The sequence below is a fragment of the Rivularia sp. UHCC 0363 genome, assembly GCF_034931125.1.
In the GTDB taxonomy this organism is placed as follows: domain Bacteria; phylum Cyanobacteriota; class Cyanobacteriia; order Cyanobacteriales; family Nostocaceae; genus Rivularia.
Genome location: NZ_JAYGHM010000006.1, coordinates 76,387 through 100,045, shown reverse-complemented (window position 1 = coordinate 100,045; position 23,659 = coordinate 76,387). Strand labels below are relative to the sequence as shown.

Below are 23,659 nucleotides of genomic sequence, written 5' to 3'. Positions count from 1 at the left end.
TTAGGAGTAATAAGTAAAAAATAAAGGTGATAATAAAATGCCGAAAATATCTGTTGTAATTCCCGCTTATAATGCAATGAACTATCTTCCAGAAACTCTAGATAATCTGCTGAGACAGACATATGATGACTTTGAAGTAATTATTGTCAATGATGGTAGTTCAGATAGAATTGAACAGTGGTTTTCTCAACTCCAAGATCGGCGCATTCATCTGATTTCTCAAGAGAATAAAGGGTTGGCAGAAGCAAGAAATACAGGTATCTTTAATGCTAAAGGAGAATATTTAGCATTTCTTGATGCTGACGATCTGTGGGAGCCGACAAAGTTAGAAAAGCAACTATGTGTTTTAGAGGAAAATCCAGAAGTTGGATTAGTATATACCTGGGTCGAATATATTAATGAAACAGGTAAATCTACAGGTAGAATTTTAAAGCATCAATTTGAAGGTAATGTTTGGGAAAAACTTACCGAATGTAATCTTGTTGAATGCGGTAGTGTAGCAATGGTTCGTCGCAGTTCTTTTGATGATGTAGGTATATTCGATCCGAATTTAGGCTCGTGTGTTGAAGATTGGGATATGTGGTTACGTATTGCTGCTCGCTTTCCTTTTAAAGTAGTAAAGGAAGTTTTAGTTTATTATCGACAACACTCGAATAGCGGCTCTAAAAATTGGCAAGGAATGGAAAAAAGTTACAATTTAGTAATTGAAAAAGCTTTCTTTTCTGCTCCAAAAACATTAGAACGCTTGAAGAATAAATCCTATGCCGCTGCTTATTTTTGTATAGCTTGGAAGCCTTTGCAAAGTTGCAATCGAGACTATAAAATAGCAATTCATTTTCGTAATTTAGCGATAAAATATTACCCTCGCATATGTTTCTCTAAAGAATTTATCAGACTGAGTTTAGCTATTGAGATCCAGCGGTGGTTTGGAACTGAAGGTTATCAAAAATTTGTGAAGTTACTTCATCTGCTACGGCGATATACAGCAGCAATTGGTGGATAATATTTCATTGATTATAAAATTTATAACTTTAATAGGTTTGATAGGTCAAATAATGCCGGAAATTTCTATTGTGATTCCAGCTTATAACGCTGAAAGAACGATTATAAAAACTATAGAATCTGTTCTTGAACAGACATTTCAAGACTTTGAAATTATTGTTATTAACGACGGTTCAAAAGATAAAACAGTAGAAATAGTTGAAAGTATTAAAGATGAACGGATAAATATTTTTTCTTCTCAAAATCGCGGACTTCCAACAGCGCGTAATCGGGGTATTTCTCATTCTACTGGGGAATTTATTGCATTTCTCGATGCTGATGACTTATGGACAAAAAACAAATTGGAAATGCAGCTAAATGCTTTAAAACAGAGTCCCGAAGCAGGACTTGCATATAGTTGGACTTGTTTTATGGATGTTGATGAACGAGGAGAAGCAATATCTTTCCTTCCGTCTCCTCAATATTCTTTTACGGGTGATGTTTATCAGCAGTTGCTAATAGGTGATTTTATTCACAGTGGTTCCAATACTTTAATTCGTTCCCAAGCGATTCAAGTCGTAGGAGAATTTGAACCGACTCTTAAATCCTGTGAGGATTGGGACTATTGGTTAAGAATAGCAGCACGCTTTAATTTTGTCGTAGTTCCTAAATATCAGATTTTATATCGTCGAACTCCTGGAGCAATGTCATCCAAAGTTGAGGTAATGAAAGAAGCATCTTTAATTGCGATTGAAAAAGCTTATAATGCTGCTCCTAAACAACTGCAATATCTAAAAAAATATACTTTGACTAACTTTCATAGATATTGCGCTAGTCTCTATTTACAACATCGCAATGATAATCTTGGAATAGCTGAAGCTCGACAACATTTGTTATCCGCTATTGGTTTACAACCGAAAACTCTTTTAGATAGCTTGACTCAAAAATTATTAATTAAGTTGTTATTCAAACAAATATTTTCGCAAAAAATATCTAGTTATTTGATTCAGTTAACGAAAAAATCTATTACCATAAAAGACCCAAGGTTGCAAGCATGATTAAGTCTTCAAATGTAGAGCTAATTGAGCAACTAGATGAGCAGCATCAATCTTATTACTCAATTAATAAATCACAACCAACTATTGCTTTACTGCACTGTTACGATTTGATTGATGATTTCTTAGACAGTATCAATATTTCCTTTGAAGATTATTGTCAAGATTTTATTGGTAGTTGGATTTTTGGATACATCAATGCTCTTAAACAGGTTGGTGTCAGAACAATACTATTTTGCATTTCAGCCACTGTTGATAAACCAACTCGTTTTATTCATCAACCAACTGGCACCCAGATGTGCGTACTGCCTCCTTCTCGGATGTATCATGCTTATCGGGCTTTGCGACGCAAATCGCTTAATATGTATGGTGCAAAAGAAAATCAATCTTTTAAAGACATAGAGGATAACAGCAGTATTCATCGTTCATTCTTTACACCATTAAAGGATTTAGCTAAAAGTTTCGGAACTTATTTATGTACACCTTTAGGTTTGCTAGCGCGGGAACTAAAACGCGAAAACTGTCAAGCCATTTTATGCCAAGAATATGAGTACGCTCGTTTTGATAGTTGCGTACTTTTAGGAAAGTTAATAAATATACCAGTTTTTGCAACTTTTCAGGGAGGTAATAAAACTCAAAGTATTTTAGAAGCACCTGTACGACAACTTTCTATTAATACTTGTAAGGGTTTAATTATTGCTACGCAAAGTGAGATTGAGCGCGTTCGTAATAATTACAACATAACTTCTGATAAAGTAGCTCGCATATTCAATCCATTAGAGATTACCACATGGCAGGCAATAGAACGCCAGCAAGCAAGAGCTACTTTAGGAATTCCTGATGATGCGAAAGTAGTAGCTTGGCATGGAAGAATTGAAATAGAGCGCAAAGGGCTTGATGTTTTATTAGATGCTTGGCAACAATTGTGTGATGAGTGTCCAGACAAAGATTTACAGCTACTTATAGTAGGAACTGGTTCTGAAGCAAATCGACTTCAGCAATGCATTGTAAACATGAAACTGCGCGGGGTGATGTGGCGAAACGAATTTGTTAGCGATCGCACTGTGCTGCAATGTTATCTTTCAGCAGCGGATGTTTACGCTTTCCCCTCCCGATTAGAAGGTTTTCCGCTTGCACCGATTGAAGCTATGTCTTGCGGTTTACCCGTGGTAGCTGCTGATGCTCCCGGTGTCCCCGATATCTTTGAAGGTGGTGAGACTCATGGTGGAATAATTGTACCTCGTGGGGACAGTAACGCCTTGGTATCTGGGCTTCGGCGGGTGTTAGAGGATGAAATTTTAAGTACTCGATTGAGTCGCAATGCTCGCCGTCGCGCCGAAGATTGTTTTGCCCCCAAAACCGTTGGTAGGCAATTACGCGATGTTCTCTTAAACACAGGTTAAAGGTTAAAGCTTAATGCCCCATTCCCAACGCCCACTCCCGTTAAAATGCTGAACAAAAAATTAACAACCAATAAATTAAAACAAATTTTATCCAGTAAGTATATCCGCAATGTTGGTTGGCTTGGTGGAGCAGAACTGTTAAATCGTGTCTTCCGCTTAGGGACAACGGTCACTTTAGCTCGCATGTTCACCCCAGAAGACTACGGATTGATGGCAGTCATTTATACTTTATTTGAGTTTGCCAACGTTTTTACACTTAGAGGTGGAATTGGAGCCAAAATTATTCAAGCCCCGGAGCAAGATGTCAAAACTATATGCAACACATCGTACTGGTTAAATTGGATTTTGTCCGGCTCGATTTTTATCATCCAATGTCTTGCAGCTTCTTTTATTGCTGATTTTTATGGAAAAAAACAATTAGTTTTACCAATTTGTGTAGCAGCAATAACATACTTGATGCTTCCGTTGTACATGGTTCATTTAGCCATAATTGAAAGAGAAAATCGCTTAAAAATTACAGCTTTGTGCAATGCTGCTCAGTCACTTGTTAACAATACAATTACTGTCATTCTTGCCCTTTTAGGTATGGGGGTGTGGTCTATAGTTTGGGCAATGGTTCTAACAACTCCATTATGGATTATAATTACCTGGAGAAATCATGATTGGCGACCACCTAAATCTTTTTCCTTGGAAGGATGGCGAAAGATTGCAGGTTTTGGAGGTAATTTACTTGGTATTGAACTGTTAAATAAAATTAAAGGAAATATAGATTACCTGATAGTTGGAAGATTTTTAGGAGTTGAAGCATTAGGTATTTATTATTTTGCTTTTAATGCTGGATTGGGGATTAGTATGAATGTCATAAACACATTTAACTCAGCTTTATTCCCTTATTTATGCGAAGTAAGTGATAACACAAATCTACTTAGAAAAAGATTTTTTAGCAGTCTTAAAAAGATTTGCATAGTTACATTTCCCTTGATTATCCTACAATCAAGTTTGGCTCCATTTTATGTACCGATTATTTTTGGGCAGAAATGGACAACTGCAATTCCAATACTGGTACTTATTTGTCTCTCCGCTTTACCTATACCAATTGATAATGCCGTCTATCACTTATTAAATGCCATAGGTAAACCCCGTATAAGTCTGTATTGGAATCTAATTAAAACTTTGACGTTTTCAATATTAGCCTTATTTGTTGTGAAATGGGGAATTTTAGCAGTAGCAATATTAGTTACAACTTTTCAATTTTTTACTACACCATTATTTAGTATTTGGGCTATCAAATACACATTAAAATCAAGGGAATAAATATTATTCGTGTTATTAAAATGAAAATGCCTACAATATCTATTGTAATTCCTGCTTACAATGCCGAATCGACGATTAGAGAAACAATAGAATCGGTTCAAAAACAAACTTTTTCAGATTTTGAAGTAATTATTATCGATGATGGTTCAACTGATAAAACTGTTGAAATCATAAATAATTTTGATGATGAGAGAATAAAGGTTTTCTCTTATGAAAATGGGGGTGTATCCGCCGCTCGTAATCGTGGGATATCTCATGCAAATGGAGAGTTTATTGCTTTTCTAGACGCTGATGACTTGTGGACACCTGATAAATTAGAACTCCAACTTGCAGTTTTAGAAAAGTATTCAGAAGCAGGAGTTGCATATAGTTGGACTTATTTTATGTACGAGCAAGGTAAAGTCATTAAAGCAGGTAATCCTGTGTACTTCAAAGGTGATGTATATTCAAACTTATTAGTAGAAAATTTTCTTGCTCACGGCTCCAACCCCTTAATTCGTCGTGAAATAATTGATTGTGTTGGAGGATATGACTCTAATTTTCCCCATTGTGCAGATTGGGACTTTTATCTGCGGTTAGCTTCATATTGTGATTTTGCTCTAGTTCCCAAACACCAAATTTTTTATCGTCAATCTTCTGGTTCAATGACATCAAAAATTGATGGTATCGAAAAACAGATGTTGATCATGTTTGAAAAAACTTTTAAAGCTGCCTCACCACAATATAAATATCTGAAAAATCGCAGTTTAGCTTGGGTTTATCAGTATTGTACGCAACAATATCTAGAATATAGTACGGATTTGAGTGGAATTAATCAAGCTACGAAAAAGCTATGCAAAGCTATCCGTCTACATCCACAAATCTTGTTAGGAGAATATGCTCAAAGTTTGATTAAGTGGCTAGTTAAAAAATGGATAAAAATGCAACCTATATTCTCAATGAAGCAAGGTAAGCTCCCTACCATTTAATTCCCAATCGGTGGCGCAAGAGAAACACGGGGAGTTCCACCACCACCAATACTATTCGGACTATTATTATCGACAATATATAATGCCTCAAATAGCTTCATAAAGTCATCGTAAAATTTCCCGTTTTTAGTATTGAAGTCATAACTGTAATTGTTACGAAACTCGTCGGGAACTCCTTTTTCTACTGCAAAATAATGAGCATCTCCGGCTGAGTCCTCTACAACATAAGCACCATAGTTTTGCAAGGCATTAAATAGCTTTTGACCTGCTGGTGTTTCTAATTTAAGACTTTCTTTTGTCGTTTCTGGCGGAATTGCTAGCAATGAACCTTGCACTAAAGCATGATTAATACCACCGTAACCTTCTGCTGCATAATTATCGGCACGATCTGCGGGCCAGCGATATCCGCGTATTTTTTCATCATAAAATAGATATTTTTCTGCCCAAATTACAACTTTTAAAGCGTGACGAATCGGTTTATCGTTTGTAAGTTCGCCTTTACGAATTGAACCGCCAATTGAAGATAACCCAGAACCAAAGTGTGCGCCACCTATTCCTTCTCCATAGATATCTACGTTTTCATATCGCCAACCGTATACTGAACCTTGTTTTTCACAACGAGCCAAGGGTGAAAGCTGTACTAATGTTCTACCATCGGGCATCAAGAAAGCTGAAGCATTATTTGGTGTACGGAATGGTTTTTTTGTTGCGTCTGGAATAATCAGATCGTTGGGAATAGGTATTTTAATATCCATATATTTTTTACCAGTACAGCGTCCTTCTCCCCAAGCACCGGGAGCATAAACCGAACGTGGTGGGTGCTTATCTTTCAATTGAAAAAAATATTCTTCGTCTGCTTCTGCATACTTTGCTTTACCAATATTTGCCTTGATGTAACGCGCATCCGAACCTATAGGCATATTCCAAATTGATGTTGATAAAAATGGCGATAAAAATTTGTCTCTATAGGGGGTTTTCCCAAACGTCCTCGGACAGCTAATCACCAAAGCCATCATTACGCCAATCAAAAACACAACCAAAATACGCAGCCTAAAATGGCTCGTTAAAATCTGAAACTTTTTCATCTTTACCGAAACTGACGTTGTAACTTATTGCCGAATCTTGATATGTTTTATATTGCAAGCAATAGATGCTTTTTCATCTATATCATTTTACGCAACAGAAAACCGTTATAACTATTTTTTGAGCAAAATATTTTTACTTTAACACCATACTAAACAGAGAGCGATACTGCGGGGGTGAGGTTAAAATGTGTAAGGGGAGGTGGGGAGACAATTCAAAATTATTAACTCATAACTTCCAATTCCTAACTTTTAACTCTAAAATTCCTGTGCGTAGCATATCCGTAGGACAAATCTAAAACAAAATAAACCGAAAACATCCGTTGTCATTCGCGTAGCGTGTCCGTAAGACAAATCTAAAATCGAACTATGCCAAAAGTATCTGTAATTATTCCAGCTTATAATGCGATGACTTATCTGCCAGAAACTATAGAAAGTGGACTCGGATTGCTGCAATGTATCCTTTTGCAGTAATTAAAGAATTTTTAACTCTCTATCGAAGACATTCTCAAAATACAACTAAAAGCGATAAAAAAACAATTCCTCAGCTATCTCTAGTAATTGAAAAAACCTTCAAAGATGTTTCAGAAAACTTACTTTATTTAAAAAAACGTAGCTATTGTTGGATTAATATTTATGCAGCTTGGTCTGCTATTCAAGTAGAAAAAGACTATAAAAACGCAACATTTTACCGTCAACAAGCTGTACATTATTACCCTCAAATTCTTTTTACATCCATGTATCTACGGCAGAGTGTAGCTATAACAGTGTTAGGTTTATTAGGGTCTAAAAACTACGATAAAGTAAGAGAATTCCGAAAAAATCGAGGCAGGAAAGTATTTAAAAGTAAAAAGTAATCAATTCTTTTAACTGAACCGTATTACATTTCATATTCGGTAAAGTCCGTAGGGTAAGGTTTCCCGAAATATATTACATTCAACCGAAAACGGCTATCTTTACTCTAATCTTGGTTTTTAGAATCCGCTGAAGCGCGAATTGATTCGGCAACGAAAGCCACAATTGCAGATACAACTATTAAAATTACGCTTAAAGCATTAATATCTGGCTTCACTCCCGTTCTGATGCGGCTAAAAATTTCCATAGGTAAAGTATTAGAACCGCTACCAGCAGTAAAACTAGCAATTAAGAAATCATCTAAACTCAGGACGAACGCTAATAAACAACCAGCGATAATTCCCGGCATTAATTGAGGTAATAAGACTTTGATAAAAGCTTGTAAAGGTGTAGCTCCTAAATCTAATGCAGCTTCTTCTAAATGAGGATTTAAGTTAGTTAATCGAGAAGAAACAATAAGACCGATATATGCTAAGCAAAATACCACATGAGCTGCAACAACAGTCCACACATTCAAGCGAATTGCAAACGCTGCTAGGAAGACTAAAGTAGCAACCGCGATCGCAATATCGGGAATAATCAACGGTAAATAAGAAATTCCTCGGTATAAACCTTTTAAAGGGAAGCGATAACGCGCTAATCCAACAGCCATCAACGTTCCTAGCACCGCAGAAATCCCAACAGCGCTAAAAGCAACTATCAAACTGTTTTGTAAAGCTGATAAAATGCGTTCATCACTAAATAGTTTTTGATACCATTCCCAAGTAAATCCTTCCCAAGCACTGCTGTATGGCGATCGATTAAAACTATAAAAGGCAAGTACTGCGATCGGTAAATACATCAGAACATACATTAAAAGTGAGAAAACTCCCTGCCATCCGATATGCAGCTTTTTCTTCGGTGGAGATATATTCACGCCAGTTTTTATTAATTGCTTGTTTATCAGGACTTTGATAGCATTATTTATATTAAAAGTCAATTTTTAGCAAAGTTTTTTCTAACTCAATTAATCCTTTTAATAGCTATATAGCACTTGAGTAAACCAGTAAAATAAATTTACAAACTATTGAGGTATTGACTTTGATGATATTTCTCTATTTTTTGTTCATCCAACTTTTGTGTCAATGCTCTTATTCAAACAAATCCGCGTTTTCAACAGCAGCGCTTGCCATAGCTTCAATTAAACATAAATAACGACAAGCGCAATTTGAAAATTTAACAAGACTATTCGTAAGTACAACTTTCCTTTTGTAGCTTATATTTTTGCAACTGTAGCAACAATAAATCTACTTCTGCTTGCAAGTTAATCAGCTTAGCTTGCTGGTCAACCTGATAGCAAGTATTAACCGAACTTGACTTAAAATCCTTGGAATTGCGTTCTGAAACACTAGATACAGACATACTACTAATTAACTCCAAAACTCTAATCACACCATTAAAAATATTATAATAGTGTAATTTAAACAATCATTAAATCTTTGTATAGCTAGTATTAGCTGTTGCAATATAAATAATTATTTTGCTTGCTAATACTTATGGGAAAGACATTAGAGGGAGCAATTTTGTTCCGAACAAAAAATGTACAGCAGCAGATAAGCTGATGTGTATGTAGCTAAATTTTTTATAATGCGTTCGCGTTACCACGCGGCTAGCGGTTAGCGGAGCGTAGGTAAGCTGATGTGCAGCTAAATTGTATAACAGGAAAACCTGAAAATATTGTAGTGCGAGCATCTTGCTCGCTAGTATTATACAAATTAAATGCGTAACAGCTTATTGCGTGTCCGTTCACCGCAAGGTGTTCCCGCAGGATATAAATTTGAACATATTCTAGTGCGTTAGCCGCAACTGTGGTGAACGCTTAGCGTGTCCGGAGGACAGCTAGTCCCAGTTAGGCAGCTTCCGAAAATTAATTTAATTTATTGAATCACGGTAGTTCAAGCAAGATGCTCTTACTACCCAAACAATCAAGAAATTGCGATATGAGAAACAAAACGGAGAGGGAGGGATTCGAACCCTCGAATACATTGCTGCATCACAGCATTTCCAGTGCTGCGCCTTCAACCACTCGGCCACCTCTCCAGGTGCCACAAGAAGTCATTCTACATTGAAATCAAATAAACTGCAAACTTTGAGAGAATAATTCTATAATTTATAATCCAAAATCTCAAATCATCATGTCCTCTACATACAAAGTCACAGTTCGGGATCGCGCTAAAGGTATTACCCACACTTTGGAAGTTCCCGAAAACCGCTACATTCTCCACAGTTTTGAAGCTCTGGGAGTAGACTTACCATTTTCCTGTCGTAATGGTGCTTGTACTACTTGCGCTGTCAAAGTCATTTCGGGAAAAATTTCTCAACCGGAAGCTGTGGGATTATCACCTAATTTGCAAAGAAAAGGCTATGCGCTATTGTGCGTTAGTTATGCTTGTTCCGACTTGGAGCTAGAAACGCAAGACGAAGACGAAGTTTACGAGCTACAATTCGGACGTTATTTTGCCAAAGGTCGGGTTCGCGTTGGTTTACCGATTGAGGAAGATTAAAGAGATGGGGTGGTGGGGAGGTGGGGAGGTGGGGAGATAGGGAGGTGGGGGGATGGGGAGTAAATTGTTCAGGACTTACGCAATAATAACGAAATTTCGTTATTGCGAAGCGAAGCAATCCCAAAGCCTGATTTTTCATAAGGAGTGCGTAAGTCCTGGTTAAAATCTGAAATTCTTATTTAATAATGGGTAAAACAGTTATTTTCTTATGTTGCTTGTTGCTGTTGCTGGGGTGTCAACCTAAAAAAAGTGGGTTAAACGACGGTACGGTACCGATTCAGGTAGTGCGGGTAGTTAGCGGACAAACTTTACAGGTGGTAGGTTTACGCGAGCAACCTTCTTTGATTTCTGAGGTGCGTTTAACAGGTATCACCGCTCCTTCTATACGTCAGCGTCCTTGGGGAGAAGCTTCTAGACAGCGTTTGATGGAGTTGATTGACAGTAAATCTTCTCCTGTGAGATTAGAATTTGACGTGGAAGCTAAAGATAAATATGGACGAATTTTAGCTTACGTGTGGAAAGATGAAACCTTAGTAAACGAACTACTTGTTAAAGAAGGTCATGCATTATTTACAGCGCGATCGCCAAATCATAAATACGATTCCCGCTTGGAACGCGCACAGCATTGGTCTAGACTGATGGGGGAAGGAATTTGGAACCCCGAAGACCCCATGCGTCTCTCTCCTTCTGAGTTTCGTCGTGTTTATCGATGATGGGGAGATAGGGAGAGGGGGGAGATGGGGTGATGGGGTGATGGGGTGATGGGGTGATGGGGTGATGGGGTGATGGGGTGATGGGGTGATGGGGTGATGGGGCAGTTAAATAGCGAGCGAGACGCTCGCACTCCTAACTTGTGACCTTTGACCTTTGACCTTTAACCTTTGACCTTTGACCTTTAACCTTTAACCTTTGACCTTTAACCTAATTTATGGCTGATTTACAAATTTTTCTAGATATTGCCACAGAAGCAGCGCTGGCTGGTGGTGCTGTTTTACAAGGTTATTTGGGTAAGGTGGAAGATAAAACTGCGGAAAAACGTCCAGGGGATTTAGTTACAGCAGCCGATAAGGCTTCGGAAGCTGTGGTTTTGGAAACTTTACGCCGTCATTTCCCCGAACACGCTATTCTTGCTGAAGAATCTGGAAAGTTAGGCAATCAAAATCAAGAATATCTTTGGGCTATTGACCCTTTGGATGGTACGACTAATTTCGCTCACGAATACCCATTTTTTGCCGTTTCGATTGGGCTTTTGATTAATGGTGTTCCGCAAGTTGGTGTCATTTACGACCCTTCTCATAATGAATTATACTGCGCCGCTCAAGGTTTGGGAGCAAGCTGTAATCGCCGTCCGATAAGTGTTTCTAATACTTCCGAATTAAGTAAAAGTTTATTAGTTAGTGGTTTCGCTTATGACCGCCGCGAGACTTCTGATAACAACTATACGGAATTTTGTCATCTCACTGATTTAACTCAAGGAGTAAGACGTGGTGGTTCCGCTGCACTTGATTTAGCTTATGTTGCTTGCGGACGTTTGGATGGATATTGGGAAAGAGGTCTTTCACCGTGGGATATAACTGCTGGGGTGATTATTTTACGGGAAGCTGGGGGTAAAGTTACAGCGTATGACGGTAGCGATTTCAATATGGAATCGGGAAGAATTCTCGCTACTAACGGTCATATTCATCAAAGTTTGAGTGAGGAATTGGGTGAAGCTCATAAAGTATGGGAAGTAAAGAAAAAGTAAAAGTAGGGTGTTGTTAGCGGAGCGTACCGCACCATTCCAGTTATCTGTAGAATCAATCTAAAATCTAAAATCCAAAATCCAAAATCGATTGACCGAATTTCTTCAGAATTTGTAAAACAATATAAAGCTCTTTCGCTGAAGTAAACGGAGCAAATACCCGTGACAAATTATACTGTGGAGTATCTTCCTGTACTACCTTGATAAATAAAATATCGTCTCCATTTGTCACCATTCCATATACAGGTAAATTAGGATTAGGATTTGCCATCAAATAAGCCAAAGCTTGCGGTAAAGCAGTGAAAACTGACAAAGTGGTTTTTTTCGATTCCAACACCATTACCCACAATCTCGACAGCAAAACCAAAACATCAATTCTTCTCCGCAGAACTTCTTCACCATCATCCACCACCAAATTAACTGATTCTTCTGCTTTAATACGGAAGGGAGAATCGTAAAACCCAGCTAGTGCAAGTAACGGGGAAACCAGCAACAGCATAACCGTTCCCTCCAGTAAATTCCCATCAGCGCGATGATAAATATACCTGCGTCGCAGCACATCAAGGTTTTCTTTTTCCGTTTCGGTAAGATTTGGTAATTCCTCGCACCACTCCGAGAAAAACTGATCGTCTTCAATACGGACGAATCCAAAGCGGTTTTCTACATCCGTTAAAGTGGTAATCGCATCCGTGATGGCTTTTGTCTGTGTCATGGGGAATTTACTAAGTGGGTATGCAAAATTATTTACCGTCATTGCGAGCGACACCGAAGCAATCGCAACACTTTGAGATTGCTACCCTTCCCTACGGGACACCTTGCGGTGAACGGGAAAGCTTTCAGCTAACGTTTAACTCGCAATGACACAATTAATTTTGCCTAAGTACTTATTATAAAAATTTCAAAATATTTAATAATCTCAATTTCTGAAAAAAAATTTTTAACGCTCCGCTTAAACCAATTTTCCATCGCTTTAGCATCTCGCTGAGCATATTTAAGAGGTTGCAAATTGTAATAATAATTTATGCCGATCGCGATCGCCCAATTTCTACCCATTCGACTTACCGAATTATTTCCGCTTAAATTTAAACGTCATTGCTCCTTGAATTTTTATTTATATTATTTTGGGTTTAACTGACTTTTTTATTGAAGTTTCTAATTCTACTGGAACCATGTAGATGTTGAGTTGTTCCAAAAGCTAGGGAAAACCCTGATGACAATTTGAAATTTAACCATAATACGTATTTTTTTGCTTTAATGCTACCATCTGCATCACAAATATTACGTATTGTTTCTGTGAAAATAATTAAACTGCTCGTCACCATTAGTAATAACCGCCTTGAAATTGATTTGAAGGTGGAAATGTGAACTTGACGAGAATGGTGTAAGATTTGAGATTAAATCAACTTCCCCTGGAGGAAGAGAACCAATATGATGGAACTCTTCCAATCTAAAAAGAATTAATTCCCGGAATAGACGCGAAAAATCAACCCCGACGCAGAAATCTCACGGTAATATCCTCCCGCTCAACATCTTTCGCGGTGTAACTAACTCTATCAATTCGTCTCCCTTTACCTTGATTGTCGTAAAGACTAATTACCCCACCACTATTAGATAACATCACCGGATTTAAAGGCTGTATTCTCAAAGCTTCCCCTGGTTGTAATATTCTTTGTTGCTCTTTCAAAATTGAATTTAGCTGTAATGGCTTGTGCTTCGTATCCGATAATGTCCAGCTTTCCAAATTAACTGGTTCCGAAGAAAGATTAATTATAGAAACCCATTCCGATTCCCGTTCATCTCCCGACGGATTCACCATTGCAGCAGCTATAAAAATGGCAGCATTATCTATAGCAACTGAGTGTCTGGGTTCACCTTTGGCAATCATTTCGTATGGTGCATCAACTTCAATCCGTTCGGGAAATTGTTGGATATTAAGTAGCTCTCGCTTTTCGGGATTTTCATTAAACAACAAAGGATTTTTCTCGTAAATCTCGTCATCAAATTCTAAACCCGTTAATCTTTCAATTTCAGTAATTGTTACCTGATAAGTTTGAAAATTGAACAATTTATTTCCGAGCTTGTCCTTTAAAGCTTCCTCATCTTGAAACATTAGAAAAGCACGGACATCAAGCTCATTAGTATCTTTATTTACAAAGCAAACAACCTTAAAGAAAGCTGAAGGAATCAATGCAGATTCTCTTCCCGGTGGGGTAATGGTGCGAGAAAAATCGCCATAGACTGGCCCACAAAAAACGCTAATTTTACCGTTGCTATCTAAATTCAGGTCAAAAACCCAATTTTCCAACGCTAGCCATTCATCTTGATTAAAGTTTTCATGCTGTAGCGATGCATTGGAATAGTAAAATGTCTCATCTGAAGCTCGCTTGGCTTCCCGTTCGGTTTCTCCCCAAGCTATACTACGTCGTCTGGCTAAATGTCCTCTATCCCAAGGATTGCTGCGATAGTAGTCGTTATCAAGTTGAAAATCCGCACCGATACGGGTATCAATGTTCCAATCCCGACTTCTGGCTACATCTTTGGTCAGATTCTGATCGAGATTGAAGCAAGCAACAATTGGCGATCGCCTAATGCGATGGGTAATGATCGAGTAGTTAATATAGCTAGCAAAAATATCATCTTCTAATAGGGAACTGCGGAGGACATCACCTGCGAGAGATGGAGCAAAGCTGGGTACGGGAAGGTTAATCCCATTCCCTAGAAAGTCGGGATTGTAGCCTGCCATAATCTTATTGAGTAATATTTCACTCAACAGTATGAGGTATAGTGACTAGCTTTTCAACTCAATAAGGTAGAAATGTGGATTATTCGTGTATTTTTTTGATCTTTTAAACGGGGTTTCTTTACCTAAATTTAAAGTCCATAAAAATTAACCAAATTGACAAATACTCATTAGTATAAATAGTCGCAACCTAATTAGACAAAATCAGTAATTCGTCGTAAACGAAAAATCTTTTATTTTTGGAACATCGTTATATTCCCTGAAATTTTGGAAATTTTATGACGAATAGTAATTTAAAAGCTAAAAATAAAGTGATTTTCGGACTCTTGACCGATAACTGATACTGGTAATTAATTTATAAATTCAGGGCTATCAACTACTGACAAATAGCCAAGGAGGGGAAGTAAACTAGTAAGATTAATGTTCGCTTTTAGTATAAAATCACTTTTATGTCTTTCCAAATAGAACGCGGTCTATTTAAATACGACTTGGTAGATCATCATGCAGTTTTATGTGTTCGGTTGGATGCGGATGCTCCCGAAATCCGCAAACGCTATCTTCAAATTGCGCGTAGTCTGCATCCCGATAGCTGTGCTGCGGTTAGCGATAAGGAAAAGCATTTAGCGAGTCAATTGCTCTCAAAACTGGTAAATCCAGCTTACGAACATCTATATCAAGATAGAAGTCGTGCCGAACATCACGCTGTTTTAATGCAAATGGCAAAGCATCTGGCAAAAGAGTCCAAACCAGAACTAACTACTGATAATGCCAAACAGTTAGCTTCGACACCTAATTTTGACAGCGCTTATCGGAATGCTATATCGCAAATAGGTAAAGTTCAATATAAATCTTTAACACAGGTTTTAGACGCGATCGCCCAAATTAGCGAGTTGAATTTGGTCTATTTGATGCGAACTGCTGATAAACCATTAAATACAGGGTCTGCAAGTGCTTCTCAAGCTAACTCGAATACTACTGCTAATACAAATCATTACACACCACCACAGCCCAAGGAAGATCCAGTTTTTACTGGGTATATGCGTCGCGCTCAAGAACTGGTTTTAAAGAATCAACTGTCAAAAGCTTGTGTAGAGTTAAAGGATGCTTTAAAGATGCAGCCAAATAACAGTCATTGTCATAGCTTGATGGGAACCATCTATTTGAAGCAAAATCAAACTAAGATGGCAAAAATCCATTTCGACCGTGCTTTACAATTAGATCCTAAAGACCAAACTGCGTTGGAAGCAAAAACTAAAATTGACAAGGCTTTAGGGAAGACTGCATCTAGCACGAACAAAAAAACTACGGTTGGTGCTGCTGCGGGTAAATCTCCAAAACCTGATAGTGGTGGTTTGTTCGGTGGTTTATTTGGTGGAAAGAAAAAATGATGGTGTATCAACCTCCTGCTGGAGCTAGGGATTTATTACCAATAGACGTAGCTCAAAAACGCTGGATTGAAGACAGACTAGAACAAGTGTTTCACGGTTGGGGTTATCACAGAATTATTACCTCAACCTTAGAACGTATTGACACCTTAATGGCGGGAGGTGCAATTGAACGCTCAACGGTAATTCAATTACAGAATATTCAAGAAGACGAATTGGGATTACGTCCAGAACTAACGGCTTCTATCGCTCGTACAGTTGTGACGCGGATGACTGACCACTATCCCCAGCGTTTGTATTATAATGCCAACGTATTTGGACGAACTCCGGAATCTAAACACAATCGTCAGCAAGAGTTTTATCAAGCAGGAGTTGAACTTTTAGGTGGTGGTGGTTTAGTCGCAGATGCAGAAGTTTTGCTGTTAGCAGCCGCTTGCTTACAAGCACTCCAGCTACAAAATTGGCATTTAATTGTCGGGGAAGCCGGAATTACCCAGTCCTTACTCAAACCCTTCCCCGCTGACTTACAAACTAAAATCCGCAGCGCGATCGCAAACTTAGACAGAGTAGCGATAGATACCTTGCCTCTGAGTGAAGAACTTCGCGAACGCGCCAAAATCATCTTGGATTTACGCGGTAAAAGTGCGGACGTTTTACAAAAAATTAATACTTTAAATCTCGACTCCCAGCAGCAAGAAGCGGTGAATAACCTTTCTGCTTTAGTAAAGTTGATCGAATCTCAAGGAAATTCCCTGATTCTCGACCTTAGCTTGATTCAAACCTTTGACTACTACACGGGAATTATATTTGAAGTAGTTAGCACTGTAGATAACCAGGCGCGGGTTATAGGCAGCGGCGGACGTTACGATCAGCTTTTAGGGCTGTATCATCCCCAAGGTAAAAACATTCCCGGTACCGGCTTCGCTTTATTTATTGAAGATTTATACCACGTATTATCAACTTCTGGGCAATTACCGCAAACCACACCAGCAAGCAACTGGTTAGTGGTACCAGAAAATAGCAGCGCGATCGCCAGTGCTTTTGCTTACGCTGAGAAACTACGTTCCTCTACTCACTTAGTCAGAGTTGAAATGGAACTAGGAGGATCTGATGCTGATTCCGTTCAAGAATACGCAAGCAAAAGAGGAATCGCTCAAATTGCTTGGATCAAAGCCGACGGTTCAAAAACCATTGAATCAGTGAGCAGTAAGCAGTGAGCAGTTACTTATGGAAGGTTTACAGTTTAGAGTAGTTAATGAATTGCTCAAAATCACAAACCCGATGATTTATAACAAATTATTGAACTGTGGTTAACTGTTGACTGTTCGCTGAAAAGAGAGGGGAAACATGGCACACACAATTGTTACTGATGTTTGTGAAGGTGTTGCGGATTGCGTAGAGGCTTGTCCAGTAGCTTGCATTCATCCGGGACCAGGTAAAAACGTCAAAGGAACCGATTGGTTTTGGATTGACTTTGCTACCTGTATTGACTGCGGTATTTGCATCCAAGTTTGTCCCGTAGAAGGAGCGATTCTTCCAGAAGAACAGCCCGAATTACAGAAAACACCGCAATAGGGAGATGGGGGATGGGGGGATGGGGAGATGGGGGGATGGGGAGACAATTACCAATTTCTCCCTTCGGGAGACGCTTCGCGAACGCAATTCGCAATTAATAACTCCTAACTCCTAACTCTCAATCCAAAATCCAAAATCTAAAATCTAAAATCCAAAATTGATTGACAAACAAATATCCCCTCCGGAAAACTTCTTTGGAGGGGATTTACATTTACTTATATATTGGTTTGACAACAACAAGTAATTTTGCTTGTTTAGTCATCCTTGAGGTAGATCTTTTGGTGGAATTTCTTCATCTGGATCTGCCGCAGGAGGAGCAAATTCGGCATCAGGAGCGATTTCTGCTATTGGGGGTATAGTTTTTTCTTCTACATCAAAATTTTCAGCCGCCGCTTCTACAAGTTCTTGCGGCGGAGGTTCTGGTGGGATAGCCTGTAGGACTGTTTCATCTGTAGCGGTTGCGGCAGTATTATCAACAACAACAACGGATGTATCCGATACAAAAGTAGAACTATCTTCATCAATCGCGTCAACTAAAGATTTGCCTATTGTTGCAGCAGTTGTATCCTCAGTGGTGGTTGTAGTTGGTGGTTGAATAGCAGTTTGAGTTTCTACCCGGTCTTTTTTTCCAGGCAAGATATTGCTTACACTCTTAACCAATCCTCCCATACGTTCTTGCAGCGAAATATTACTTTTCACCACGTCTGTGGTGGGTAGCGGGGTTTGCTGCATTGCGGGAGTAATTTGACGACGCAACGAAAAAGTTTGCCAACCAAACCAAATTAATAAAGCAACCGCAGCCAATTGACCCAAGAAAAACCATCCACCGATACGCGGCGCAAACACCCATAATACAAGGGCGTAAAACAATCCTACACCACTCAAGATAAAATCATTTTTGCGGTGAACTTCAGGAAAAAAGAAAGCCGTTAGGTAGATTGCTAAACTGCCAAAACCGACTATTAACGCCAGAATGTGTGTCATCAGAATTTTAGATTTTAGATTTTAGATTTTGGATTTTGGACTGGGAATAGGGAATAGGAGTTAGGAGTTAGGAGTGAGGAGTTATTAATTGCGAATTGGCAATTGTCTCCCCATCCCCCTATGCCCAATGCCCCATCTGTAATGCCCCATTCTCACTTTCCCATTTTTTATGTTAAACACTTTAATTTAGCGAATTCTACAAGTAAAATGTTGACTGATATACAAATTAAAAATAATTATGTGTATCCATAGTGCATTTTTAGTCTTTAAATAAACTCTTAATGTCTTCTTTAGGAGTGAACCGAAATTATCGGACTACCCTAAGAGATAAAAGAAAGAATTTGGAAGAGTTAGCCAGAAAAAATTTATGACACTACAAAGCTTTGGTGTGATTGGATTAGCTGTTATGGGAGAAAATATCGCTCTGAACGTAGAGCGTAACGGCTTCCCGATCGCAGTTTATAATCGCTCGCGTGAAAAAACTGATGCGTTCATGAAGGAACGCGCCCAAGGTAGAAATGTAAAAGCTGGGTATACCTTAGAAGAGTTTGTGGGCTTATTAGAACGTCCCCGCAAAATCTTGGTGATGGTGAAAGCTGGAAAGCCAGTTGATGCGGTAATTGAGCAACTCAAGCCATTACTAGATGAAGGTGACATCATTATCGATGGTGGTAACTCGCTGTACGAAGATACTGAACGACGCACCCGCGAATTAGAACCCCAAGGTTTTCGCTTCATCGGCATGGGTGTTAGTGGTGGTGAAGAAGGAGCGCTCAACGGTCCTTCCTTGATGCCTGGAGGTACCGAAAGCTCTTATGAGTATCTATCTCCCATCTTCACCAAAATCGCAGCGCAGGTTGACGACGGTCCTTGTGTTGCCTATTGCGGACCTGGCGGTGCCGGACATTATGTCAAAATGGTTCACAACGGTATTGAGTACGGTGATATGCAGTTAATTGCAGAAGCCTACGATTTATTAAAAAATGTCGCAGGTTTAGATCACAATCAGCTACATGAAGTTTTCGCCGAGTGGAATACCACAGAGGAATTAGATTCATTCTTGATTGAAATCACTGCCGATATTTTCCCCTACATTGACGAAGAAACTGGTTTACCTTTAGTAGATTTAATTGTTGATGCAGCCGGACAAAAAGGTACCGGACGCTGGACAGCAGTAGATGCACTTAACTTGGGTGTACCAATTCCTACAATTATTGCAGCAGTAAACGCCCGGATTATGTCATCCTACAAGCAGGAACGGGTTGCAGCATCCAAGCAAATTTCTGGTCCTAGCGGTAAGTACGAAGGCGACACCAAGAAGTTTATCAACATGGTGCGCGATGCTCTTTACTGTTCCAAAATCTGCTCCTACGCTCAAGGTATGGCGCTGTTATACAAAGCTTCCAATGAGTTTAACTACAACTTGAATCTTGGTGAAATGGCACGGATTTGGAAAGGTGGTTGTATCATTCGTGCTAGATTCTTGAACAAAATCAAGAAAGCATTTGACCAAAATCCTTCATTGCCCAACTTGTTGTTAGCTCCCGAATTCAAGCAAACAATTCTCGATCGACAAGACGCTTGGCGTGAAGTAATTATTACCGCAGCTAAATTAGGAATCGCCGTTCCCGCATTCAGCGCATCTTTGGATTACTTCGATAGCTACAGACGCGAGAAATTGCCTCAAAACCTTACTCAGGCACAACGCGACTACTTCGGCGCACATACCTATGAGCGTACCGACAAAGAAGGAAGTTTCCACACCGCATGGGTTCCCATCGACGAAGCTACCGTTAGCACTGAATCAGTAGTGAAAAAGGACTAAATGTCAATAGTATTTACGAACTAATAAGTAATTATTTTGTGGCTCTGAAAACTCAGAGCCTTTTTTTTTATGAATTGGGCATGGTACATTGAGCATAATAAAGATTGATAATTGATAATTTTTCATTAATTACTGATTTAAAACCATTTAATCATTTCTTATGCTGTAGAAATATCTTTATCGTAGTCATATTGTCAATCTAAATTTTCTTATAACTTAAAGATTGTTGTAAATTGTAAGATCAATACTTATCTACGTATAATTTACTTTCATGACTGCTGCATTAAAAAATCAACAGGGTGTTATTGGGGTTGCTGTAGTAGGAACAGGATTCGGTCAAAAAGTCCATATTCCGGGATTGCAGGCACATTCGCGTACTCAGGTAGTTGCGGTTTACAATCGGGATTTGGATAAAGCCTCACAAATTGCTCAATCTCATAATATTCCTCACGCTTGCAATAATCTTACTGATATCCTGCAATTACCAGAAGTGCAAGCAGTCACCATCTCAACACCACCATTTCTTCATTACGAAATGGCAAAACAAGTTTTACAAGCCGGTAAACATTTATTATTAGAAAAACCAGTTACTTTAAATGCTACCGAAGCTAAAGAACTTTATTATTTAGCTCAAGAAAAAGGTGTAATTGCCACTGTAGATTTTGAATTTCGCTTCGTACCTGGATGGTTATTGTTTTGCGAACTGCTAGCTCAAGGATATGTCGGTAACAAGCGTTTAATTACAATTAACTGGTTCGGTTCTTCTCGCTCTAACCCCGATCGCGCTTGGAACTGGTATTCTCAGAAAGACAAAGGTGGTGGAACTTTGGGGTCGTTGGGTTCCCACACTTTCGACTATATTCACTGGTTATTCGGGGAAGTAAGTCGAGTCAACGCTCACTTTACAACCGCAATTCCTCAAAGACCGGATGCGACAACTGAAGAAATGAAACCCGTAAATACAGATGATACCTGTATGCTAATGTTGGAATTAGCTTCGGGAACCCCTTGTCAAGTTTCTATTAGCGCAGTAATTTACGCACCCCGGACTCATACCATAGAAGTTTACGGGGATGAAGGGACTTTGATTTTAGCTAGCGAGAATCAAAAAGACTACGTACATGGATTTCGTGTCTGGGGTGCTAAAGCAGGTAAACCAGTTGGAGAAATTGAAATTCCTAATCGGTTAACGTTTCCTAAAAATTATGCAGATGGACGTATTTCCGGATTTTTGCGGGTTGTGGATCAATGGGTAGAAGCAATTGAAAGCGGAGAATCAATCACACCATCTTTGCGTGAAGGAGTTTATTCTCAGTTGTTGATGGATAAGTCCCACGAGTCAAATGAAACATCTAGTTGGGTAAATGTACCAAGTTTAGATGCGTTTCTTTAATGTTAACTGCTAACTGTTGACTGTCGATCGCGACGGTAAAACTCTATTGTATTTAATCCAATTTTCACGTCATAATTACCGAAAAAATCGTGACCTAAAAGCCCAATTTCTGCTCTGGGGGCGATCGCAACTTGAATATTGCTCACCTTAGCACCACCGACGACCATTGAATTGACTTGACCTGTATTTAATTTGATGACTGAACCATCGGCAATACTGGCTTGAAGGGTACCCGAAGGCTTGATTTGTAAAGCGTTTGCCATTGATTGAGTAATCAAAGTACCGCTAGCACCCGTATCAACAATCATTTCAAAGGTTTTTTTGCCGTTGAATGTAACATCTATTACGGGAGTTTTACCGCTGCGACGTTTGATAGGAACTCGAAAAACTCCCGTATCTACCGGCTTTACAGGTGTAATTCCGCAGAGACTGCCTAAATCCAGGATTCTACCATCTTCGGTTTTCATAAAACAGGCTCCGGGGTCGTCAGCCTTGGCGGTATTATTTAAAAGTAAAATGATCGTGATGGGAATAACTGAAATTTTAGTAGTCCACCGACTGAAAACACCTTTCATATATTATTTTCCTAATTTTGCCGAACCTGCTTACCATTAGGGTACCCACGCTGGAAGGAAAATTTAGCCAGCGTGATGTAAAGGTATGGTGAACATTAAAAAGACTTCACTATGCTCGTTTTCAAGTTTTTAGATAAATAAAAAGCGTTTGTAATTTTGCCTTGTCTTCGCTAAAACCTGCTTTAACATAGTTATCGGTGTTGACTGTTCACTGGTTCTTAATTTGCTTAATATTAATGAAGGGTGTTGCGAAACCATCGCCTTAATCGGAATATCAATATATATTTATCGTATGAGCAATCAACAAAGTAAATCTATCCCAGGTTGGTCTTTAGAAGAACGAGACCCTAAATTTATTGAATCATTTATGCCGATTTGGGAGTGGTTTTACCGCTATTATTTTCGCGTTCAAACGGATGGTTGGGAAAATATTCCGATCAAAGACCAAGTACTGATAGTTGGTTCTCATAATGGGGGAATGGCAACTCCCGATATGATTATGATGATGTACGATTGGTTTCGTCGATTTGGAACCGAACGTTTAGTATATGGTTTGACGCACCCTTATGCTTGGGAAGTTAGTCCTTTCCTGGGTCATATAGCCCAAAAAGCAGGTGCAATTATAGCTCATCCTAAAACCGCAAATGCCGCTTTTAATCAGGGTGCCAGCGTTTTAGTGTATCCTGGAGGACAATATGATATGTTTCGTCCTTACAACCAGCGTTACAACATTAATTTTGCTGGGAATAAAGGTTTTATTAAGTTGGCTTTAAGACAAGAAGTTCCCATAATTCCCGCAATTTCAGTAGGCGCACATGATACTTTAATTGTATTAGGTGATTTTTACGAATTAATGAAACAATTGAACGATCGCGGTTTACCTTGGTTATATCGATTAGACCCTGGAGTATTTCCGATATATTTAGGTTTACCTTGGGGTTTAGCGATCGGACCTTTACCAAATATACCTCTCCCCGTACAAATTCATACTCGTATGTGTCAGCCGATTGTATTTGAGAAATATGGTAAAGATGTCGCCAAAAATCGCGATTATGTAGATGCTTGTTATGCAGAGGTTTGTACCAAAATGCAGCAGGAATTAGATATTTTGGCAAGAGAAGTTAAAAATAATTCGTAATAAGCAGGTCGGCGTTAAAAAACCAATGTATGCCATTAATCGCAGGATTTTGAATGGTTTTATTTGTGCCGACTTACTTAGCAAACAACCATCGCCGATTCA

23 protein-coding genes and 1 tRNA gene are annotated in these 23,659 nt (G+C 38.9%); 15 read left to right on the top strand and 9 right to left on the bottom strand.

From position 1 onward, the window contains the following. Positions 1 to 37: 37 nt before the first annotated feature. Genes VB797_RS05480 through VB797_RS05460 form a run of 5 tightly spaced genes read left to right on the top strand, consistent with a single transcriptional unit; the run spans position 38 to position 5,721 of the window. Positions 38 to 1,003, top strand: coding sequence for a glycosyltransferase family A protein (locus VB797_RS05480; protein ID WP_323236646.1), 966 nt, complete (start codon positions 38 to 40; stop codon positions 1,001 to 1,003). Between the two features lie 52 nt (positions 1,004 to 1,055). Then, a complete protein-coding gene (locus VB797_RS05475) occupies positions 1,056 to 2,039 on the top strand; it encodes a glycosyltransferase family A protein (RefSeq protein ID WP_323236645.1) in 984 nt (327 codons plus the stop codon). Continuing rightward, positions 2,036 to 3,439 carry a glycosyltransferase family 4 protein gene (locus tag VB797_RS05470; protein ID WP_323236644.1) on the top strand — a complete coding sequence of 468 codons (1,404 nt, stop codon included), beginning with the start codon at positions 2,036 to 2,038 and terminating at the stop codon, positions 3,437 to 3,439. Before VB797_RS05475 ends, VB797_RS05470 begins: the two co-directional genes overlap by 4 nt. A gap of 45 nt (positions 3,440 to 3,484) precedes the next feature. Next, the gene (locus VB797_RS05465) at positions 3,485 to 4,753 is read left to right on the top strand and encodes a lipopolysaccharide biosynthesis protein (protein WP_323236643.1); all 1,269 of its coding nucleotides are present in this window, start codon (positions 3,485 to 3,487) and stop codon (positions 4,751 to 4,753) included. Further along, the gene (locus VB797_RS05460; RefSeq protein WP_323236642.1) at positions 4,717 to 5,721 is read left to right on the top strand and encodes a glycosyltransferase family 2 protein; all 1,005 of its coding nucleotides are present in this window, start codon (positions 4,717 to 4,719) and stop codon (positions 5,719 to 5,721) included. The genes VB797_RS05465 and VB797_RS05460 overlap by 37 nt, the downstream gene beginning before the upstream one ends. Here the strand turns inward: VB797_RS05460 and VB797_RS05455 are convergent. Next, a complete protein-coding gene (locus VB797_RS05455) occupies positions 5,718 to 6,806 on the bottom strand; it encodes a hypothetical protein (RefSeq protein ID WP_323236641.1) in 1,089 nt (362 codons plus the stop codon). The two genes, VB797_RS05460 and VB797_RS05455, sit on opposite strands and share 4 nt — an antisense overlap. A 452-nt stretch (positions 6,807 to 7,258) precedes the next feature. Here VB797_RS05455 and VB797_RS05450 point away from each other — a divergent pair, with 452 nt between their 5' ends. Further along, positions 7,259 to 7,660 (top strand): hypothetical protein, encoded by a 402-nt coding sequence (locus tag VB797_RS05450; RefSeq protein ID WP_323236640.1) that lies wholly within the window; start codon positions 7,259 to 7,261, stop codon positions 7,658 to 7,660. A 104-nt stretch (positions 7,661 to 7,764) separates the two neighbouring features. On the opposite strand, the gene VB797_RS05445 is transcribed toward VB797_RS05450, so the two are convergent. The 3 genes from VB797_RS05445 to VB797_RS05435 all read right to left on the bottom strand — a co-directional run bounded on the left by VB797_RS05445 (position 7,765) and on the right by VB797_RS05435 (position 9,737). Continuing rightward, positions 7,765 to 8,574: an ABC transporter permease gene (locus VB797_RS05445; protein ID WP_323236639.1), complete on the bottom strand. Its 810-nt coding sequence runs from the start codon at positions 8,572 to 8,574 to the stop codon at positions 7,765 to 7,767. A 308-nt stretch (positions 8,575 to 8,882) separates the two neighbouring features. Beyond that, entirely contained in the window at positions 8,883 to 9,059 is a 177-nt protein-coding gene (locus VB797_RS05440) for a hypothetical protein (protein WP_323236638.1), read from the bottom strand. A 591-nt stretch (positions 9,060 to 9,650) separates the two neighbouring features. Continuing rightward, positions 9,651 to 9,737, bottom strand: a tRNA-Ser gene (locus VB797_RS05435). Between the two features lie 95 nt (positions 9,738 to 9,832). On the opposite strand from VB797_RS05435, the gene VB797_RS05430 reads away from it, so the two are divergent. From VB797_RS05430 to VB797_RS05420, 3 genes are all read left to right on the top strand, one after another. Then, complete coding sequence (locus tag VB797_RS05430) at positions 9,833 to 10,201, top strand: 2Fe-2S iron-sulfur cluster-binding protein (RefSeq protein WP_323236637.1); 369 nt, start codon at positions 9,833 to 9,835, stop codon at positions 10,199 to 10,201. A gap of 185 nt (positions 10,202 to 10,386) precedes the next feature. Then, on the top strand, positions 10,387 to 10,914 hold the full coding sequence (locus VB797_RS05425) for a thermonuclease family protein (RefSeq protein WP_323236636.1): 528 nt from the start codon (positions 10,387 to 10,389) through the stop codon (positions 10,912 to 10,914). 215 nt (positions 10,915 to 11,129) lie between these two features. After that, positions 11,130 to 11,945 carry an inositol monophosphatase family protein gene (locus tag VB797_RS05420; RefSeq protein WP_323236635.1) on the top strand — a complete coding sequence of 272 codons (816 nt, stop codon included), beginning with the start codon at positions 11,130 to 11,132 and terminating at the stop codon, positions 11,943 to 11,945. A gap of 64 nt (positions 11,946 to 12,009) precedes the next feature. Here the strand turns inward: VB797_RS05420 and VB797_RS05415 are convergent, their stop codons facing one another. The 3 genes from VB797_RS05415 to VB797_RS05405 form a co-directional block, all read right to left on the bottom strand. After that, positions 12,010 to 12,654 (bottom strand): type I restriction endonuclease subunit R, encoded by a 645-nt coding sequence (locus VB797_RS05415; protein ID WP_323236634.1) that lies wholly within the window; start codon positions 12,652 to 12,654, stop codon positions 12,010 to 12,012. A 164-nt stretch (positions 12,655 to 12,818) separates the two neighbouring features. Then, positions 12,819 to 12,995 (bottom strand): hypothetical protein, encoded by a 177-nt coding sequence (locus VB797_RS05410; RefSeq protein ID WP_323236633.1) that lies wholly within the window; start codon positions 12,993 to 12,995, stop codon positions 12,819 to 12,821. A gap of 430 nt (positions 12,996 to 13,425) precedes the next feature. Then, positions 13,426 to 14,685: a DNA/RNA non-specific endonuclease gene (locus VB797_RS05405; RefSeq protein ID WP_323236632.1), complete on the bottom strand. Its 1,260-nt coding sequence runs from the start codon at positions 14,683 to 14,685 to the stop codon at positions 13,426 to 13,428. A gap of 446 nt (positions 14,686 to 15,131) precedes the next feature. Between VB797_RS05405 and VB797_RS05400 the strand changes: the two genes are divergently transcribed. The 3 genes from VB797_RS05400 (at position 15,132) to VB797_RS05390 (ending at position 17,642) form a co-directional block, all read left to right on the top strand. Beyond that, the gene (locus VB797_RS05400) at positions 15,132 to 16,070 is read left to right on the top strand and encodes a J domain-containing protein (RefSeq protein ID WP_323236631.1); all 939 of its coding nucleotides are present in this window, start codon (positions 15,132 to 15,134) and stop codon (positions 16,068 to 16,070) included. Then, positions 16,070 to 17,284, top strand: a complete 1,215-nt coding sequence (locus tag VB797_RS05395; RefSeq protein ID WP_323236716.1) for an ATP phosphoribosyltransferase regulatory subunit — start codon at positions 16,070 to 16,072, stop codon at positions 17,282 to 17,284. The genes VB797_RS05400 and VB797_RS05395 overlap by 1 nt, the downstream gene beginning before the upstream one ends. A gap of 130 nt (positions 17,285 to 17,414) precedes the next feature. Further along, positions 17,415 to 17,642, top strand: a complete 228-nt coding sequence (locus VB797_RS05390; protein ID WP_323236630.1) for a ferredoxin family protein — start codon at positions 17,415 to 17,417, stop codon at positions 17,640 to 17,642. 258 nt (positions 17,643 to 17,900) lie between these two features. On the opposite strand, the gene VB797_RS05385 is transcribed toward VB797_RS05390, so the two are convergent. Next, positions 17,901 to 18,626, bottom strand: coding sequence for a Ycf66 family protein (locus tag VB797_RS05385; protein ID WP_323236628.1), 726 nt, complete (start codon positions 18,624 to 18,626; stop codon positions 17,901 to 17,903). 367 nt (positions 18,627 to 18,993) lie between these two features. On the opposite strand from VB797_RS05385, the gene gndA reads away from it, so the two are divergent. Both gndA and VB797_RS05375 read left to right on the top strand, forming a co-directional pair. Further along, positions 18,994 to 20,451, top strand: coding sequence for an NADP-dependent phosphogluconate dehydrogenase (gene gndA / locus VB797_RS05380; protein WP_323236627.1), 1,458 nt, complete (start codon positions 18,994 to 18,996; stop codon positions 20,449 to 20,451). Between the two features lie 271 nt (positions 20,452 to 20,722). Beyond that, positions 20,723 to 21,844 (top strand): Gfo/Idh/MocA family oxidoreductase, encoded by a 1,122-nt coding sequence (locus VB797_RS05375; protein WP_323236626.1) that lies wholly within the window; start codon positions 20,723 to 20,725, stop codon positions 21,842 to 21,844. A 2-nt stretch (positions 21,845 to 21,846) separates the two neighbouring features. Here the strand turns inward: VB797_RS05375 and VB797_RS05370 are convergent, their stop codons facing one another. Further along, on the bottom strand, positions 21,847 to 22,419 hold the full coding sequence (locus VB797_RS05370) for a retropepsin-like aspartic protease (RefSeq protein WP_323236625.1): 573 nt from the start codon (positions 22,417 to 22,419) through the stop codon (positions 21,847 to 21,849). A gap of 292 nt (positions 22,420 to 22,711) precedes the next feature. On the opposite strand from VB797_RS05370, the gene VB797_RS05365 reads away from it, so the two are divergent. Next, entirely contained in the window at positions 22,712 to 23,557 is an 846-nt protein-coding gene (locus VB797_RS05365; RefSeq protein ID WP_323236623.1) for a lysophospholipid acyltransferase family protein, read from the top strand. Positions 23,558 to 23,659 lie beyond the last annotated feature (102 nt).

Excerpts from the sequence above, each read along its gene's own strand:
- VB797_RS05440 (WP_323236638.1), bottom strand. The coding sequence starts at position 9,059 with ATGTCTGTATCTAGTGTTTCAGAACGCAATTCCAAGGATTTTAAGTCA.
- VB797_RS05405 (WP_323236632.1), bottom strand. The coding sequence starts at position 14,685 with ATGGCAGGCTACAATCCCGACTTTCTAGGGAATGGGATTAACCTTCCC.
- VB797_RS05470 (WP_323236644.1), top strand. The coding sequence starts at position 2,036 with ATGATTAAGTCTTCAAATGTAGAGCTAATTGAGCAACTAGATGAGCAG.
- VB797_RS05395 (WP_323236716.1), top strand. The coding sequence starts at position 16,070 with ATGGTGTATCAACCTCCTGCTGGAGCTAGGGATTTATTACCAATAGAC.
- VB797_RS05465 (WP_323236643.1), top strand. The coding sequence starts at position 3,485 with ATGCTGAACAAAAAATTAACAACCAATAAATTAAAACAAATTTTATCC.
- VB797_RS05450 (WP_323236640.1), top strand. The coding sequence starts at position 7,259 with ATGTATCCTTTTGCAGTAATTAAAGAATTTTTAACTCTCTATCGAAGA.
- VB797_RS05390 (WP_323236630.1), top strand. The coding sequence starts at position 17,415 with ATGGCACACACAATTGTTACTGATGTTTGTGAAGGTGTTGCGGATTGC.
- VB797_RS05365 (WP_323236623.1), top strand. The coding sequence starts at position 22,712 with ATGAGCAATCAACAAAGTAAATCTATCCCAGGTTGGTCTTTAGAAGAA.
- VB797_RS05455 (WP_323236641.1), bottom strand. The coding sequence starts at position 6,806 with ATGAAAAAGTTTCAGATTTTAACGAGCCATTTTAGGCTGCGTATTTTG.
- VB797_RS05420 (WP_323236635.1), top strand. The coding sequence starts at position 11,130 with ATGGCTGATTTACAAATTTTTCTAGATATTGCCACAGAAGCAGCGCTG.
- VB797_RS05375 (WP_323236626.1), top strand. The coding sequence starts at position 20,723 with ATGACTGCTGCATTAAAAAATCAACAGGGTGTTATTGGGGTTGCTGTA.
- VB797_RS05430 (WP_323236637.1), top strand. The coding sequence starts at position 9,833 with ATGTCCTCTACATACAAAGTCACAGTTCGGGATCGCGCTAAAGGTATT.
- gndA (WP_323236627.1), top strand. The coding sequence starts at position 18,994 with ATGACACTACAAAGCTTTGGTGTGATTGGATTAGCTGTTATGGGAGAA.
- VB797_RS05410 (WP_323236633.1), bottom strand. The coding sequence starts at position 12,995 with ATGGGTAGAAATTGGGCGATCGCGATCGGCATAAATTATTATTACAAT.
- VB797_RS05425 (WP_323236636.1), top strand. The coding sequence starts at position 10,387 with ATGGGTAAAACAGTTATTTTCTTATGTTGCTTGTTGCTGTTGCTGGGG.
- VB797_RS05415 (WP_323236634.1), bottom strand. The coding sequence starts at position 12,654 with ATGACACAGACAAAAGCCATCACGGATGCGATTACCACTTTAACGGAT.
- VB797_RS05480 (WP_323236646.1), top strand. The coding sequence starts at position 38 with ATGCCGAAAATATCTGTTGTAATTCCCGCTTATAATGCAATGAACTAT.
- VB797_RS05475 (WP_323236645.1), top strand. The coding sequence starts at position 1,056 with ATGCCGGAAATTTCTATTGTGATTCCAGCTTATAACGCTGAAAGAACG.
- VB797_RS05385 (WP_323236628.1), bottom strand. The coding sequence starts at position 18,626 with ATGACACACATTCTGGCGTTAATAGTCGGTTTTGGCAGTTTAGCAATC.
- VB797_RS05370 (WP_323236625.1), bottom strand. The coding sequence starts at position 22,419 with ATGAAAGGTGTTTTCAGTCGGTGGACTACTAAAATTTCAGTTATTCCC.
- VB797_RS05400 (WP_323236631.1), top strand. The coding sequence starts at position 15,132 with ATGTCTTTCCAAATAGAACGCGGTCTATTTAAATACGACTTGGTAGAT.